The sequence below is a fragment of the Sphingomonas sp. CFBP 13706 genome (genome assembly GCF_014842355.1).
In the GTDB taxonomy this organism is placed as follows: domain Bacteria; phylum Pseudomonadota; class Alphaproteobacteria; order Sphingomonadales; family Sphingomonadaceae; genus Sphingomonas; species Sphingomonas aerolata.
In genome coordinates this window covers 22,763-38,765 of the sequence record NZ_JACYVM010000022.1, presented here as the reverse complement: position 1 = coordinate 38,765, position 16,003 = coordinate 22,763, and the positions used below count along the sequence as shown (strand labels likewise).

Here is a 16,003-nt window from a genome sequence, read left to right as displayed (position 1 = left end):
CATACCATGGGCCGAGATCTACGGGAATCCTCAGACGAGGTTTCCACACAGTCTGTAGGACTTCCGCGAGAATGCCGCGGAAGTCCTATGTGATACGGGCTTTAGGTGACTTGCTTAGATTGTGATCTCGCCCTCATCGCTACCATCCCAGTAGCGGATCACCTTTGCATCGACACGGATCATTACGATACCGGGTGTGTCGATGCCCTCGGGAAAGTACCGATCGAGATCCTTGGTCCAGTGATCGGCGAACGCGCCTTTGTCCTCGATCAGCGCAGCGGCGCCTTCGACAGTTACAAACAGCGGGGGACCGCCGAGCATACCGACGGCACCGGTATAGCTAAGCGTGACGTGCGGATCGGCACGCAGGTCAGTAATCTTTCGCGAGTTTTGGTAGGCGAAAAAGTAGCTGTCGCCTTGGTATTCTACATCGCCGTTGTTGCTCATCGGGCGGGCTGTCAGGGTGCCATTGGGTGAGCGAGTGGCCATCATCGTGAAGTCCAACTTTGCCATCTTCTTTGACAGGTCGTGTAGGCTGAGGTCCGACATCGTGTTGCTCCTTCAAAGTGGGGCCATGAAAGTTTGCCCATGCGGTTGCAACGAACATGGTGGCATAACGGTCGCGTGCGGCAATACGACTATCGGTACAATCGGGAACAGTTTTTGGAAAATGGACAGGTGAGACAGAGGCCCCTCCCCAGTTCTGTCGAGCCACCTCTGTTCGCAGTAGTTGCTAAGAACCACTGCTCACGACTGCAGATAACGATCCGTCCGGATTGCGCCCCTCACGAATTAGTACAGCGTCCTGTTGCACTTGCCGGATATCTTGCGGACTGCCTTCTCTAGCCGGCGGAAGCGCAACCTCGGCAATTCCCCCGACGTTAGCCGAACCATGGAGCGCACCTGCTATCTCACGATCAAATTCGCCTGCTTCGATAGCGGCCCGCATGTTCACTAGGTAGTCGGCAAAGCGGTCAGCGGGAATGAAGTTCGTCGTTTGACCACCGATCGTCAGTGTCGCCCCATTTCGCGTCGTGGGCGTGAAGGCAACATGCTCGCCGTCACGGACGAACCATACTCCTGAATGAACACCGTCGGTCGCCCATGCCTTTTCGGCCAGATGTAAGTCCTGCAAAACCTCGTCACGGTCGGAAATTGGGTCAGCAGATGGCGACGAGACGACATCCTTCAAAGCAGACTTGGCCGCGTTAACAATGTTTTCTAGTGCCATTTCACTTCTCCAATACGGCTCCGGGACGTTATGAACGCAACGGTCTAATTTGCAGATTGGGCGCAGGTTCACTGAATCAAATCGCCAGCGCCCCGCGTGGTCGGGCGTGCGGCTGATGTCGCCGGGCGCGCTCAGCAACGTCCATGTGCTGCGGCTCGACTTCGACGGGCAGCTCGCCACCAATGACATCAAGGAAAGCGACTACGCTGAGTTCGCCACCGATGGCAAAACGCTCAAAGAGAATAACCTGAAGCCGTAAACAGACGAGCATGCCGCCGTCGTGACATCGTCTAACGACGGCGGAGACCCGCGTGATTGTTCATGCCCGCCGCTTCCTGCTTGACCAAACAGTCACCGACGAGAACTTGCGCTAGAAGTTCATTGTCCCGGCATGGTCAGGGCGGCTTCGTTTTTGACAATCATACGCCGCCACAGTGGCAGGACGGGGATCCCCGCCTGATACCGAACCGTTCGCCAGCGGCCGTTCCGCTGCACCTGCAACGATGTCCAAAACGGCGACGTATCGCGGTAGGCCGTTCGCACCAGCAATCGGCCTGATCCAGCTATCAAGGCTTCAAGCCCTTCCGCGAGGTCAGCCGGCAAGCCGATTTCCGGGTTTCCAGGGGCCGCGCCATCAAACGCCCACCCATCGCCCCAGCAATGGATCGAGCCCTTCTCGAGCGCCAGCGTGACCGCGAAGGAAAGTCCCGGCTGCACGGGGAGGGTGCAGACGACCTCGAAAAGCACGTCGTCCGGCCATTGCAGATCAAGATGATATCGCTGCGCCAGATCGACAAAGGCGGCGCGGGCGGCTGGGTGATAACTCGCCCATGTCCAGCCGCTATCTGCTAAGGCCCGCGCTGATCCCAGCGTAGGCGGGTCTGCCGATCCGACCGGCCAGGCCAGCACCCGTGCCTTGCCCTGCTCGAACTGGTGGTCAGAGATAAGACCTCGCTCCCGCAGTTCCTGTAGTTCGCGAATTTCGCTAGCGAGTGACCGGATGGGTGTCGGTGTAACGACCGCCTTTCGCGATGGCAGACACAGGAGCAACGCGACGGCAATGGGGCCGGTGAGCGCGCCTAGGATCGTCCACGGGATCACAGAACGATCCCTCACAGTGGCAATCACGCCGCTCAGGATCGTACTGACGAACATGGACAGGATAAGTCCGTTCATATGCCGATTCCCTTCACGGCGAGGGCGCGCGCAGACAGCGGCACGGCTCCAGGCAGCAACGCGAGCACATGGGCGGCCAGCGGCACGGCACCGAGATTGGCCGTGAAGTTCAGCAGTGATCCGTAGAAGGTGAAGTCGAGATTGACGGTGCCCCTGCCCTGCCGGACATCGACACATTCGATTTCGGCATAACGACGTTTCCGCTGGCGAGCGACGCGGAAACGAATGCCGTCAGGTTCGATCACGAACAGCGGTTTGGCATTGTTCGACGCGACCGCATACCACCACGGTAGACCGCGGACTCCGGTGAAGGTCGCAAGCACGGGTATCGTTGCCGCCCCTGCCTCGTCGACGGTGATGTTGGCAACCACGGCTCGCTCGTAGGCGCGACGTCCCACCCGCAACGACAGCCAGGCCATCCCGCGGTACGTCGCATATGCTAGTCCGACGAACGCCATACCCTGGAGGACGAAGACCAGCGCAAACCCCAAGATTGTCCACACGGTTTCAGGAACTTTTTCTTCGTCGGAGACCGCTTCGCGTTCGTCCTCCTCGCATGGCCCCAGATAGCGGCTTGTCGTGTCAAAGGACTGAGCCAACTCCGCCTGCATGCCTGCCCGTGCGACCAATGTTTCGGTGGAAAGCCGATACTGGCGGTCCAGATCACCTGATAGCTCCCGTTGTATGATCAACAGCGTACCGGGCTGGCCACTTTGACATTCCACTCTGGAAACGATCCCGGCAGTTGTTTTCCTAACTTTGCCGGCAGTGCAGTTCGCAGGCCATAAACTGAGCGAATGCAACGGTGCATCGGCAGCGACGCAGGATCGGACTGGTGCAACTTGCGGAGCACCGGCGATGCTGACCCGGATCTCCCATAATCCAGCCCGCTGCGCCTGGCCGACCGCGGGCATGCAGATCAGAACACCCGGTAGCAGCCGGAGCCACCGCATGATTGAGCCGATACAGCTTATAATTAGCATCGTCTGTTGTGGCGTATGAACAATCGAGGGTCCGATTTGAATCGCAGCAGCTCGCTGGTTGGCGGGTGGCGCCACCCTAACTCATATGTACTTCACGCTAGATGTCAGGCGAGGCCTTTGGCAGGGGCGGCTACTATGTCCTCGGCATCGTCTGCCTCGTTAAGCTGGCCAAGCTCGCCAGACGCCCGCGCTTTTCTACCATACACAAGCTCGAACAGGGGCGATGCCATCAGCGTCGTCACGATGGCCATGACAACCAGCATCGAGAACAGCGCAGGACCGATGATGCCCTTTTGCAGACCAACGTTGATGATGATGAGCTCCATCAACCCGCGTGCATTCATCAGCGTGCCGACCGCCATGGCGGTCGCATTGTCCTGACCCGTGGCACGGGCTGCCGCCCAGCATGCCAACCCTTTAGCCGCAACCGAACCCACTAGAATCACGGTAGCGATGGCAGCCAGGTTGAGGCTGTTGACCATTGTGAGTTGCGTGTTGAGCCCTGAGAAGGCGAAGAACATCGGCACGAGCAGCGCTGTGGTAAACGGTTCAACCTGCTTTCTAATCTCACGGGTCAGCAGCCCACGCGGCATTGCCACACCGAGCAGAAAGCCTCCGAACACCGAGTGCAGTCCGGCAGCGTCCATAGCCCAAGCGCTCAACCCAAACAGCATGACCACGACGGCCAGGATTTGCGGAGTGATCTTACCTTCACGCTCCGCCCAACGGGCAAGTGGCGCCAGCAGCTTTGGACCCAGGACAATCATGAACGCGGCAAACAGACCGCCGCCAACGATGGCCTTGATGGCGACCTCCGGACCTCCGCCAAAGCTCGCCAGGACGATCGCGAGCACCGTCCACGCACCGGCATCGTCGATTGCACCGGCAGACAGTGCCAGCGAACCGAGCGGCGTCTTCGTCAGCCCGCGTTCCTGAATGATGCGCGCGAGCACGGGAAACGCGGTGATCGAGATACAGGCACCCATGAAAAGCGTCGCCTGGACGCTGGTTATGCCTTTGCCGAAGAGATCGAGGCTGAGGAGCCACGGCGTGAGCGCCACGGCAACGAGGAAAGGCGCGGCCATGCCAGACACTGAAACAGCAACCGCGCTCCTTGCGTTCAATCGGAAATGGTCGGTGCGAAAGCCAAGGCCGACGAGAAACATGTAGAGCCCGACGCCGAGCTGGGCACAGACATACAGCACCGGCTTTGCATCCTTGGGGAAGATCATCGCCTGGACGTCGGGCGCAAGCAGCCCGAGCAGCGACGGCCCCAGGATGACGCCGGCGATCATCTCCCCGATGACTTGCGGTTGATCGAAGAAGCGCTTCATGATCCAGCCCATCGCACGGCATGCGGCGACGATGACGAAGACCTGCAAAAAGAATGCTACGCTCAGCTCAGATAGAGCCATATGTCCCCCCATGCGCCAGCCAGCCGATCGATTGTCGATTGTGTCCGCGGTGCCGCTACCTACCGCGGAAGAAGACGCAAATCGGGGCCGATTTCAAGCCGGATGCATTGCAGATGGTACATGCACTCAAGCATTCCTGATGATCGCTCCAGGTTCTGTTGCCCAGGCGCCACAGGGTAGTCGTTCTAATGTCACGCCTTCAGCGTGGACCGCGATCATGCCCCCATGGCACAGGGATCGGTAGAACGTTGCAGGGTCCGGTTCGGCGTAAGCTCAGTTCGTAAGGAGGCTCAGTCGCGTGCCTGCCATATCCGACACACCGAGCTTGGCAATTCTGCTAACGATTGAGCAGTTGTAGTTGATGTGGTTACCGCGGTTTGGTCTCCATCGTTGTAGGTAATCTGAGAATATGAGACGGCCATTTTTCCCCATGATGCTTGCTGGTGCAACCCTGCGTGACCGCCTTTTTGCGTGTATTGGGGGGGTAATCGGGGTTGCACTGACGAGCCTCGTGTGCGCTATGGCGCTGCACGGATCTGAGCCGCTCCCGTTGCTGGTGGCGCCGATCGGCGCTTCTGCAGTGCTAATTTTTGCCGTCCCGGCGAGCCCATTGGCACAACCTTGGTCGGTGGTCGGCGGTAACATCATATCGGCGCTGGTCGGCGTAACAGCGGCCCGCTTCGTACCCATACCGTATCTAGCGGCAGGGGTTGCTGTGGGCGGGGCAATTCTGGTCATGTCGCTCCTACGCTGCCTGCATCCCCCCGGCGGGGCTGCTGCGTTGACAGCAGTGATCGGCGGGCCTTCAGTGCTGGAAGCTGGTTACGCTTTCCCTCTCGTCCCGGTCGGCGTTAATTCACTGATCCTGATCTTGGCTGGCATCGCGTTCCACCGGGTTTCGGGCCATTCCTACCCGCACCGCGCAGTCCCGGTAGTAGGTCACAAGCTTGCTGCATCCGAGTTAAGCATCCCGCACCCCCTAGACATTGACCTTGCGCTCGCGGATCTCGGAGAAACCTTCGATGTGAGCCGGGAAGACCTCGACCTGCTGTTCCGGCGTGTTGAGTTCCACGCGGCCAGTCGGGCGGCAAGCGGAATTCTCGACAGGCGCCCACGAACTTGACTTTGAATTCATATTTGTAATGCAAACGGGAGTTTTTTAGATTATAGAATCTATTAATATTCTTTTTGCTCTATTTATAGCGTTGCTTTGCGATTTGCTCTGGCGATCGGAAGCGAGAGCGGGAAGAATATTGTTAACATCGCTTACGATGGCAATACTGACCGCCACAATTTGGATTGCCCAGGTCGGTTTAGTCCAAGAAACGGACCCTATATTTTCTTGGATTGCCATTTTGTCAGCAACGCTTCTGCTAAAGTGGCTTCACACCATTATTCGAGAAGCAGACGGAAAATGACGCTATTGCTTTGCCTAACGAGGGTTTAGGATACCAGAGGATTTGGGATACTAGTCAGGGTTGCTATCGGGCGTTTGCCCGAGTTTGGCGACAGAAATAGTTCGGGGTGTCTTCGTTAGTTTCTCGGTCGTCCCGACAGCGGTAAAAAGTCTTCGACGTATCGGCGTGCCGTGTTTTAGATGGCAACACCCGTCGACGAGACGGTCGGAATGATGCATTCCGTGAATGCGGGTGTTCGGCGATTGGGAGGTCTGCGCAATCCGAAGGCATCCTGCCAGGTCGCATTGAAATTACGGTACTCCCGGCCGCGCCTTCCGCAAGACGATCACCGTGGCGGGCGAGCCTCACCTTCTTCGGCCATCCGCCTGATATCCGCGCCTGCCTTGCGCATGGTATTCTCGGCGCGACGTGCCGCATCTAGAAAATCTTCCTGCGACGCCACGGCGTAATTGCACCCGACTAGCAGCATTTTCGGATCCGTCGACGGCGACACCTTCGCGGACTTCGCTGCCGGATCGCCGCCGAAGGCATCGACTAACATTTTCGCCATCGCATCACCGGTCGGCGCGAACCCGCCGATCATCGGCCCGCTTTCGGGATCGACAAAGCGGTAATATTGTTCCGTGATCGCGATCGGCGCCCGCGTCATCTTCTGGGCAGCAATCACCCGCTCGGCGCTTGCGCGGGGCAGCAGCGCGACGACCCAGTCGCTCATGAAATAGACATGGTCGACCGGCTCCCCGAACACCGAGACGTTGCCCTCGACCGCGAAGCCATACAACCCGATCATGCCGTCGAGTGCCTTGGGCAATTTACTCGGGCGCATCCATGCCGGCGGGCGATACTGCAGGAAAAGCAGCTCAGCGAAGATTCCGAGTGCGTCGCGCGATTGGCAGGACAGGACCTGCGTCAGCGATGCCGGCGTCGGCAGTACCTCATGCTCGGATTGGGCTATGGCTGGCGATGCCGCCAATGCGCTGCCGACCGCGACGGCGACCATCGCTCGCACTAGAGACCGCCTCGGGGTGAAGCGTGTCGGCAACGTGGTCGCGCGGTGGTGACGATGATCCATGTTCGCGGTACTACCCCGGCAGTACGTAGGATCAACTCCAGCGTTACGGATGCCGCTCGTACCGGCCTTTATCCGTGCCGTTCAGCAGCAGCGCACCATGGTCGGTCCGCAGCCGCAATTGCCGGAACGCCGGTTCTGAGCCAGCGTCGGGTCCGATTCCGGCCTCCAGCAGGACCGCGTCGCCATCGGCCCGCCACTTGCCCTCCGCCGCCTGATCCGCGGCGCCAGAGCTCATGAACCAGACGAAGCTTTGATCTGGACGTAGCAGCAGTTCCGATCCCGTCTCCATCACACCTGACAGGTAGTAATGACCGGTAAGACTGCGGCTAGCCCCGGATGCAACCGCTGATGCATCCGGGGCGTAGCGTGCATTGCACCGCAGCTCTCGCATATCCATCGACGACATGTACAGGAACGACGTCATCGGATCGCCGGCGTCGACGTTCTTGTGGACGTAACGTGGGCCGCCACTGAGCAGGAAGGTCATGAAGCCGTCGTCGTCAGTTTCGAACGCGGTGATCGCCCCCCGATCATGCGGTGCCTGATACGTCTTCGCCACCAAGTCGAAGCTGTAGCTTTCCTTGGCCTCGCCGTCGCGTCGCTCGCAGGTCTTCGCTTCCGCGCAAGCCCAGGTTCTTACCGCCGTACACTGCAGACCCACGGGCGACCGTATCGTGGCAAACGCCGCGGCGGTGGCTAGCAATCCCATCGCCGCCACCGCCGGTCCAAGTCGCTTCAACACGATCCATCTTCCGGTCGACACTCCGGCTCGCTGCGCACGGTAAGGGCACCGTCCAGCGCGGGCGAACAGGTCCTACCATGATCTTATTGATGCACAGGCGGATCGATCCTATTCGCGGACTGTCACAACGGTCGTAAGCGAGCCGCAAACCAGCCGGTAAAAGCTGAGATTGCGACAGCCGGCACAGCGAGGATGCATGACATTGCCAGGCCGATTACCCAGAGCGAGATAGTTCCGGCGTTGAGCCATATCACAGGAAGCTGGGCAAACGTCAGGATGACTCCTGCCATCCATCCCCTCGTCTTGAACGCCGCCCCTGTTAGCGCAGCTAAGCCCAACGAGGCGGGGTACCAGAGACGCCAGTAGGCGTCGGCATCCCATGGTTCCGCCGCGCCTGTCACCCAGCAGACGAAAAGCCAGTACAGGACACCGGATACTAGCAAGACGGGTATCTTCATCAGTCCGGTGGTCATCGGCCCATTGTCACATGCAAAATGCCTGAACCCTAATCTCGCCAACCAGGTGCCGGGGTCAAAGCAGATTATCGCGGCTCACCAACCAAACTTTGGATATGGGCACTGTTGCCTGCAATAGCGGCCGTGCCTCGCTGCATCCGCTTCGCGCGGTAAAGAGCCTCGTCTGCCTCCTTGAGCAACGAAGCCCGATCGACATAGCTAGCGCCATAGGCACAGACTCCGATCGTCGCGGACACCATTATAGCGCTACGGTCGTCAGGCACGGCGTAGCGTAGGTCTGCAAGCAATCGCGCGATGTCTTGGACAAGCGCTTCCTGTGTACGCCGTCCGCGCAGGATGAGCACGAACTCGTCCCCGCCCAGTCGGGCGATGAAGTGATCGCCCAGATACTGTACTGCTTGCAGCTTGGCGGCCATCACCTGCAAAACTTTGTCCCCGGTCGCATGGCCAAGCCGATCGTTGACCTCCTTAAACCGATCCAGATCGATGATTGCTATAGCAAGCGGTGCCCCTTCACGGGCGCGGTCGAGCGCAACTTCCAGTTCTTCGTTGAAGGCGCGTCGGCTTGGTATGCCGGTCAGTTCGTCGGTTCGAGCTACCGCAACCAGGCGGCGCTCGAATTGGTACCGGTCTGTGATGTCCTGGATCACTCCCATGACGGCGACACGCTTACCGACGCGCTCATCGATTTCACCTAACGTGCGCACGCGACGGGGCCGCCCATGCGCATCTGTGAAGTTCAGCTCCAGATCCCATGCAATCCCTTGCCGCACACAGCGGTCTAGCGCTGCTTCCAGCTTGGCACGATCGTCTTCAGGGTAGAACTGCATAGCTAGGGCAAGCTGCGCTTGCGAGCCCGGTGCCAGGCCGTGGATCGCGTAGGTCTGATCGGACCAGTGTATCCGTCCGCCTTCAAGCTCGAGGCGCCACGACCCGATCCTTGCCATGCGTTCGGCGTGCTGGAGCAGTCTGTGCGTGCGGGCCATGTCACCGAGGGCCTCCTGGCGATCAAGCGCTAGCTGTAGGTTCTCTTTGCTGGTCCGGCGCGCCTCAAGCAGCGCTTCGACGACCCGCGCCATACCGGCGAGTATCTCCAGCTTTTCGCGGGTCGGATCCTGCGGTTTGTCGTCAGCCACGCACAAGGTGCCGATCGGCAGCGCGGCACCTCCTCCTGGTGGCGTCACTCGCAACGGCACGCCTGCATAGAAACGCACAAAGGGTGTTTCCACCACCATAGGATTGGTTGCAAAGCGCGGGTCTTCGCGCGTGTCCGCAATGACGAGCAGATCGTCGGCTGCGATAGTATGGGTGCAAAAAGACACATCTCGTGGTGTCTCGCTAGCCTCAAGGCCGCACGCTGCCTTGAACCACTGCCGGTCCGCGTCAACTAACGAAACGAAAGCGAACTTGCAGCCAAAGAGGTGCCGCGCCCCTGCAGCGATGGCGTCGAACTCGGCTTCAGGGGGAGTGTCGAGCATATCGAGAGCACGAAGCGCGTCCAGCCGCGCTACCTCGTCGACTATGCCGGTTATGTTTACCATGGGAGACGGTAGCATAAGTGAGGTTGGCATCGGGTTAACGGCATGTACAGGGTCGGTACATCGCCGCGACTCGCTAATGGCATGGCGGCGACTGAGAGACGCTGGAGCGCTCCCGCTTGATAGGAGCATAAACGTGTCCAACTCGAGCGATCTGAGCACTCTTGTTCGTAACGAAGCGCGCGCGCGGGAACAGGCCGAAGCCAGTAACGACGTTTCAGCTCGCATCGCTCATCTGGCTCGTGCTGCCGGGTACGCCAAAATGATCAAGGCTTTGAAGCCATGATGGACGGCGAAACAACCGCTCAGCACCTCGAACGTCTAATAACGATTATCGGTCAGGCTTTAGCGGTCGCGGATGCTGGTGACCAACCGTTAGTAGGCGCGCATCTTCATGACTGCCTTCGAACTGCAATCGCGTTGCCGTGCTATTCCCGATAGTTTGTCACGGCCCTTTTAATAGCAATCAGCCCGATACCTTGAAGGCAGCAGCAAACAAGATCGCTCGCCAGCAAAACTTACCATCCGCGACTTCTCATCCCGCAAACGAACGATGATCGAGACGGATAGGGCGTTCTCGGATTCGATCCCGGTCGATACGATCAGGAGCACGACGTCAGGCTATCAGGAGCGCGACGTCAGGCTATTCTTCAACCGCACCGGCCGTTTGTTAAACATATACAGACGGTTCTGCCGAGGCAGTTCGTGTACACATCAGCGTTAACGGGCACTCCCTGACCGCGGTAATCGTCAGAACGAAACATGTACGCGCCCTACAATTCTGTCTGCGGCGTTGCGTTGATCGGCAAACCCGCTGGCGGTGGCGGTGCGGGAGACGTCAGTCCCAATATAATCGACGCCGATCGTCAGATGGTCACGACGATGCTCGAGACCCAGCCGCCAGTTGGTGTAACTGCCGCCCGGACGAAGACGCTGCACCCGACTGGGGTCGCGGACGCTGCCGGACGAGTGGCCGACCTCGGCGAGCATCGTCAGCGGCGTACCGGGAATACCGGCATTGGCGTTCGCATAGACATACACGTTGCTGCCACCGATCGCGCGCTGCGACGGCGCGCCGATCACGCCGACCGTGGCGTACAGCGGACCATAGGCATAGCTTGCCGATACGCCGGCCTCGACATAGTCCATGCGGCCCCGCGCGCCCGCGAATGCGTGGCCGGTGGCGTCGGTACGGATACGCACCGCACCCAGATCTCAGTCGGTTCCCACCGAAAGGTCGACGACCGCATCGGCGCCACCGTGTCGCACGCTGTTCCGAAGCGTTACCACGCGCGCCGATGCATCGAGCCGGCCGCGCGAGCCGTGAATATCGCCTGCCAGCGCGGCACGTCCCTCACTCCAACTCAGCCCGCGCCGTTCCTCTTCGCTCATCACCTCCAAGGTTACCGACCCGGCATCTTGTGCAAACGCGGGCGTGATCAGGCCGCAACTTGCGGCACCGAGCACGCCCGCCAATCGAACGCGCCGGATCATCCTGCGCGCTGCGGACCGTGGATTTGGTCGAGCTCGACGCGCAGCATCTGCTCGTCTTCCTGCGCCAGCTTTACCAGATGCTGCTGCATGTCCGCTGACTTCGTCGCGACCTCCTTCTTGATCGCGCCATGGCTCGTAACGCACCAGCCGGGCCGGGTGCCCGAAATCACCGGTTCGCTGTCGATGCTGCGCACCAGCCTGGTACCCGATGCCGCGACCGCGTGTCGCGCCACCGACATGCTCGCCGCCCAGTCGCAGCGTAGCGACGACGGTCTTCCGCCAGGTGCAACCGCGCCCACCTGCTTATGGGTGATGACCACGTCGCCGCGATATTTGACGGCGACCGGACCGCTGCGGTGATCCACCTGGTTCTGATGATCGACAGTCAGGCCGAGGGCCGCACCGGTAGCAGCAAGCACCAAGCTGGCGGTTAGAAAATAGGCCATTTTCGCTCTCCTTTTGCCATCCCGATCTATTCTGATCGGTGAAGCCAATCCTTACGGACGATGATCCTACAACGATGGTTCAGCGTGTCGGTTCAGCTGAATCGCGGCTGCAAGGCGCGTGCGTGCAGGCGGTCCTTTACGTCGAGACGCAACCGCTTCAGCCGAAATAGCCGCAAGGTATCGGGCATGCGTCGCTTCATCTCGACGCGGATCTGCTCATCCAGCCGGGCATGCAACTGGGTCAACTTGTGAGAAAATATAGGCAAAGCCGCTCTCCAGCCAACGATTGAACGATCGGATCAGTCGCGATGAAAGCAGGCAAACAGGCCAGGCCTAGACATCGAGATAACCCGATGCGGTCCGACATCACGTTCGTCTTGAGACGACCGCCAGAGGGGCCCGGCCCGCTCCCTCAAGCTAGGGTTTAGCCGGTCAAGGTCAATAGGAGAGCGAATGGATTTGCACGAGTTGACATTAGGACACGGGTCCCCGATGTTACTGACATGTACGCTCCTGCGACACATAAGCGTTTCCGCGACCACGCCGGCCAACTCGCCGCACGCGCTTAGCCCGAGCTCGCGGCCACTGCCGTTCGAGTTCGGGCTTTATTCGATCTGACCTTTGGGACGCGTTCTGCGCGCCCATGATCTCGAATAAGTGGAAACCGTGTAGTGGAAAACCAAGTCTCGAAATCCGATGATTTGTGTCAGGATGACCGTCAGCATCAAGCTGCCAATCCAGCACCTCAGCCTTTCTTGCGGATGCGACCACAAAGCTTTTTCTCGAACAAATTCGATCTCGAGATCGAAGAAGGCTATTCTAAGGCTGATGCCGAAGCCCGGCAGAATGAAGGTAAGGACTGGCTGAGCCGACTTATGGAGCTCAACCTGTTACTTTTGATCGTTTTGGTTGGCGTACCGGTCCTGGTATATTGCGTCTTATCCTCCGCACTTTAGGACAGGACAAGATGCCGCTTTTGCGTCGCAACCGAGATTGTGGATAAAGGCCTCTGGATCGTCCCACTGAAGCCTCGGGTAAATGACAATATGTCAGGCGCCCGAGGACCGTTTAGATACGATAGCGCTGAATGCAACCGAGTTCCTTTGTGACATTGCAACGCGTAAGCCGATCGGCCGTTGTGGAAAAATGGCAACGAATACCTTATCCCAACGGACCGCGTTAAATCTGCCGCATCTCGCGGTGCTGCTGACAGCAGCGCTTCAAATTCTGACGCCTCTTTTACCGCAGATTGGGATCGGTGAGCCTATCGGATCCCGGTCTCTGGCGGTCCGAACCTTGATAACCCCAGCAGGCTGGGCATTCTCGATCTGGGGCGCGCTCTACCTCGGAGCCACGGTGTTTGCCGTTTTTCAGGCCCTGCCGGCACAGCGCCAAGATGCGTTGCTTCATCACCTGCGCTGGCCGGCAGCTGGCGCATTTTTGGGAAATGCACTCTGGGCTGCTTACACGCAGTTTTACGGGTTAAGCTTCGTATCGGTTCTGATCATTACCTTCACGCTGACGTGCCTGATCGTTGCCTATCATGCCCTGTCGAATGCGACGGTGTCGAGAAGTGCGTGGTGGTGTGCGTACCTTCCGTTGAGCGCGCTCGCCGCATGGTTGACCGTCGCTACCACCGTCAACATCGCGGCTAGCCTGAGGTATCACGGCGTGGAGGGGGGGGCAGCCGCTCCGGGGATCGGTGCAGCGGTGATCGTGATTGCTGGACTCATCGCGGCCATCGTGCTGGTCCGAGGACGTGGCAATCTACCGTACGCAGCTGTTTTCCTTTGGGCGCTTGCTGCTATCTTCGCGGCGGGTGGTCAGGCTTCCGGACCTATTGCCGTAGCGACCAGCGCTGCCGCGATCCTCATTATTTCAGGCTTGATCGCTGGATATCGACGGCGGGGTATGCGCCTGGTTCAATTACAGGTTGAACCTAAATCCGTAGCCGACACCCAGGGTGAATTGGGTCCGCCGTCCCCGTTCGCGGATGAGAGGTGAATCGCCTGCGTTCTGACCTAGTCGATCCAGACCAGTAAAAAGCGTGACGGCGCTTCGCCGGTTCAGGGGACGAATTACGGTACCGCCTACACCGTAGGACAATAGTCCGCCTGACGCAGAATACGGTCTGAGCCCGGACCGTTGCGACTGGAGCGCATCTATGCCGAAATACGTCTCGATATACTCGCGGCTTGCCAGCGTTGCGCGAGGCCCGACGTTGACGATAGTCCGTCCTCGGCGCCCTTGGTAAGCAACTGATCCGTCGGCGACAACGCCGTCATGCCCGCCGAAGCCGCGACGAATTTCGATCCGTCCACGCCATGGCCCAGCCCGTTTCTCGACGAAGCCTCCCACCTCAACAGCTGCGTCTACGTTGCCGAGGCCGCGTAGCGCGTCACTCCCGCCTGCAATGAGGAACGGCGATCCCCCGCGCTCCTCATCCCGCCCAAAGCGGAGCTTGGCGAGCGGTCCTGCCTTCCACCCGTCGTGGTTCACCACGTTCCAGCCCAAACCGTCAGGAATTGAGGCAAAGATCACGTCCTTGTAGTTGATCCGCAAGTCGGGGAAAATCGCCAAGGCCATGTCTCGCGAGCCTTGCCATGCAGGACTGAGGACTGGCGCGACGCCAACGGTAATGCTCCATCCGGCAGTGCCTGCCTCCAAAGGCCGACCTGCAGGCGGGCCTGGCCTCGGGTCAGTTTGCGCGAAGCAAGGTTGAGCAGAGACTAGCGCGATGATGGCTAAAGCGGCGCGCATCTTGATCCCTTTTTTTGACGATGTTGGTAGACGGCCGGACGGTCATAATCAGCAGCCACCTTATCCCTGTGCGTCTTAAACGCCAGTTCCAGTAAGCGGAGTACGGCTATAACCACAGCGTGTGACCGGTCCGCTCCCAATGCCGGCGGACGCGTTCAAACTCATGCCGAGACAGCCGCTCGCGTTTTCCACAAGGACCAACCGACGCCGCAACCTAGGATCGCAAAGGTGACCGCCAACGACGCTGCGGGCGGAAATTTGGCGAGCCCGAAGATGTCGGCAACGAAGATTTTCGAGCCGATAAATACCAGCAACGCGGCCAAGGCGTATTTAAGGTAATGGAACCGGTCGACCATCGCGGCGAGCGCAAAATAGAGCGCGCGTAACCCAGGAATAGCAAAGATGTTCGACGTGTAGACGATGAATGGATCCGTTGTGATCGCGAAGATGGCCGGCACGGAATCGACCGCAAAGATGACGTCAGCGCATTCGATCTTGACCAGAGCCAGTAGTAACGGCGTAGCGATCCGGCGCATGCGCCCAGTCGCCGGGTCCTGCTCTTTCACCCAGAAACGTTCGCCGTGAAGTTGGTCGGTAACCGGCATGCGCTGGCGAACCCAACGTAAAACGGGCGAACTGGCTACGTCATATTCCGTGTCGGCAGTCAGCCACATCTTGATACCGGTGAAAACCAAGAAGGCAGCAAAGACGTACAATACCCATTCGAACCGATCGACCAATGCCGCGCCAAAACCGATCATCATTGCACGCAGGACAATCACACCCAGGATGCCCCAGAACAGTACGCGGTGCTGATGGATGCGGGGGATGGCGAAGTAGCCGAAGATCATGGCGATGATGAACACGTTATCCATCGCGAGACTCTTCTCGATGACGAAGCCCGTCACGTAGTTGAGGCCGGCAGTAGGCCCGATATACCACCAAATCCACCCGCCGAACGCCAGTCCCAGCGTGATGTAACCTGCTGACAATGCAAGACTCTCGCGTACCCCGATTTCCCGTTGTCCGCGGTGCAAGACACCCAGATCGAGGATCAGCAACGTTGCGACGATGCCGAGAAATGCCAACCACATCCAGACAGGCGTACCGTGGAATAACAAGGAAAGCAGCTCAGGCATGGGGACCTCTAACAAACGTGATGACGTGGGGCGGGATAAGCGGTCAGGAGGGCAGGTATCTCGCGGGTGGCGCGCACAAGCGACCTTTCAGGCCCAACTCAAAGCGCTACAAT

The 16,003-nt window shown here is 59.3% G+C and carries 19 protein-coding genes; 5 read left to right on the top strand and 14 right to left on the bottom strand.

What is annotated here, in order from left to right:
• Positions 1–114 precede the first annotated feature (114 nt).
• Entirely contained in the window at positions 115–549 is a 435-nt protein-coding gene (locus tag IFS44_RS20245; protein WP_192099840.1) for a pyridoxamine 5'-phosphate oxidase family protein, read from the bottom strand.
• A 184-nt stretch (positions 550–733) separates the two neighbouring features.
• Positions 734–1,231 (bottom strand): hypothetical protein, encoded by a 498-nt coding sequence (locus tag IFS44_RS20240; RefSeq protein WP_146168889.1) that lies wholly within the window; start codon positions 1,229–1,231, stop codon positions 734–736.
• A 106-nt stretch (positions 1,232–1,337) separates the two neighbouring features.
• Between IFS44_RS20240 and IFS44_RS20235 the strand changes: the two genes are divergently transcribed.
• Positions 1,338–1,490: a hypothetical protein gene (locus tag IFS44_RS20235; RefSeq protein ID WP_162237051.1), complete on the top strand. Its 153-nt coding sequence runs from the start codon at positions 1,338–1,340 to the stop codon at positions 1,488–1,490.
• Positions 1,491–1,609: 119 nt separating this feature from the next.
• On the opposite strand, the gene IFS44_RS20230 is transcribed toward IFS44_RS20235, so the two are convergent.
• From IFS44_RS20230 to IFS44_RS20220, 3 genes are all read right to left on the bottom strand, one after another.
• Positions 1,610–2,407 carry an SHOCT domain-containing protein gene (locus IFS44_RS20230; protein WP_192099839.1) on the bottom strand — a complete coding sequence of 266 codons (798 nt, stop codon included), beginning with the start codon at positions 2,405–2,407 and terminating at the stop codon, positions 1,610–1,612.
• Positions 2,404–3,360 (bottom strand): DUF3617 domain-containing protein, encoded by a 957-nt coding sequence (locus IFS44_RS20225; protein ID WP_206757886.1) that lies wholly within the window; start codon positions 3,358–3,360, stop codon positions 2,404–2,406. Before IFS44_RS20225 ends, IFS44_RS20230 begins: the two co-directional genes overlap by 4 nt.
• Before the next feature lie 134 nt (positions 3,361–3,494).
• Complete coding sequence (locus tag IFS44_RS20220) at positions 3,495–4,805, bottom strand: cation:proton antiporter (protein ID WP_192099837.1); 1,311 nt, start codon at positions 4,803–4,805, stop codon at positions 3,495–3,497.
• A gap of 409 nt (positions 4,806–5,214) precedes the next feature.
• On the opposite strand from IFS44_RS20220, the gene IFS44_RS20215 reads away from it, so the two are divergent.
• Positions 5,215–5,928, top strand: coding sequence for an HPP family protein (locus IFS44_RS20215; protein ID WP_082445371.1), 714 nt, complete (start codon positions 5,215–5,217; stop codon positions 5,926–5,928).
• Positions 5,929–6,548: 620 nt separating this feature from the next.
• Here the strand turns inward: IFS44_RS20215 and IFS44_RS20210 are convergent.
• The 3 genes from IFS44_RS20210 to IFS44_RS20200 form a co-directional block, all read right to left on the bottom strand.
• Positions 6,549–7,232 (bottom strand): hypothetical protein, encoded by a 684-nt coding sequence (locus IFS44_RS20210; RefSeq protein ID WP_192099836.1) that lies wholly within the window; start codon positions 7,230–7,232, stop codon positions 6,549–6,551.
• Between the two features lie 106 nt (positions 7,233–7,338).
• Positions 7,339–8,013, bottom strand: coding sequence for a hypothetical protein (locus tag IFS44_RS20205; protein ID WP_192099835.1), 675 nt, complete (start codon positions 8,011–8,013; stop codon positions 7,339–7,341).
• Between the two features lie 565 nt (positions 8,014–8,578).
• Entirely contained in the window at positions 8,579–10,054 is a 1,476-nt protein-coding gene (locus tag IFS44_RS20200) for a sensor domain-containing diguanylate cyclase (protein WP_206757885.1), read from the bottom strand.
• A 133-nt stretch (positions 10,055–10,187) separates the two neighbouring features.
• Here IFS44_RS20200 and IFS44_RS20195 point away from each other — a divergent pair, with 133 nt between their 5' ends.
• Positions 10,188–10,337 (top strand): hypothetical protein, encoded by a 150-nt coding sequence (locus IFS44_RS20195; protein ID WP_162237052.1) that lies wholly within the window; start codon positions 10,188–10,190, stop codon positions 10,335–10,337.
• Positions 10,338–10,801: 464 nt separating this feature from the next.
• Here IFS44_RS20195 and IFS44_RS22470 read toward each other — a convergent pair whose 3' ends face one another.
• From IFS44_RS22470 to IFS44_RS20180, 4 genes are all read right to left on the bottom strand, one after another.
• A complete protein-coding gene (locus tag IFS44_RS22470; protein ID WP_342366514.1) occupies positions 10,802–11,254 on the bottom strand; it encodes a TorF family putative porin in 453 nt (150 codons plus the stop codon).
• Between the two features lie 12 nt (positions 11,255–11,266).
• A complete protein-coding gene (locus IFS44_RS22465) occupies positions 11,267–11,545 on the bottom strand; it encodes a hypothetical protein (RefSeq protein ID WP_244650478.1) in 279 nt (92 codons plus the stop codon).
• Positions 11,542–11,991 (bottom strand): hypothetical protein, encoded by a 450-nt coding sequence (locus tag IFS44_RS20185; protein WP_107930225.1) that lies wholly within the window; start codon positions 11,989–11,991, stop codon positions 11,542–11,544. The genes IFS44_RS22465 and IFS44_RS20185 overlap by 4 nt, the downstream gene beginning before the upstream one ends.
• Before the next feature lie 92 nt (positions 11,992–12,083).
• Positions 12,084–12,236: a DUF465 domain-containing protein gene (locus IFS44_RS20180; protein ID WP_342366513.1), complete on the bottom strand. Its 153-nt coding sequence runs from the start codon at positions 12,234–12,236 to the stop codon at positions 12,084–12,086.
• Between the two features lie 426 nt (positions 12,237–12,662).
• On the opposite strand from IFS44_RS20180, the gene IFS44_RS20175 reads away from it, so the two are divergent.
• Entirely contained in the window at positions 12,663–12,947 is a 285-nt protein-coding gene (locus IFS44_RS20175) for a hypothetical protein (protein ID WP_192099833.1), read from the top strand.
• Between the two features lie 190 nt (positions 12,948–13,137).
• Positions 13,138–13,995, top strand: a complete 858-nt coding sequence (locus IFS44_RS20170) for a hypothetical protein (protein ID WP_206757884.1) — start codon at positions 13,138–13,140, stop codon at positions 13,993–13,995.
• Here IFS44_RS20170 and IFS44_RS20165 read toward each other — a convergent pair.
• Positions 13,918–14,577 (bottom strand): MipA/OmpV family protein, encoded by a 660-nt coding sequence (locus IFS44_RS20165; RefSeq protein ID WP_244180380.1) that lies wholly within the window; start codon positions 14,575–14,577, stop codon positions 13,918–13,920. The genes IFS44_RS20170 and IFS44_RS20165 overlap by 78 nt on opposite strands.
• Positions 14,578–14,912: 335 nt before the next feature.
• Positions 14,913–15,890 carry a TerC family protein gene (locus IFS44_RS20160; protein ID WP_192099831.1) on the bottom strand — a complete coding sequence of 326 codons (978 nt, stop codon included), beginning with the start codon at positions 15,888–15,890 and terminating at the stop codon, positions 14,913–14,915.
• Between the last annotated feature and the right edge of the window lie 113 nt (positions 15,891–16,003).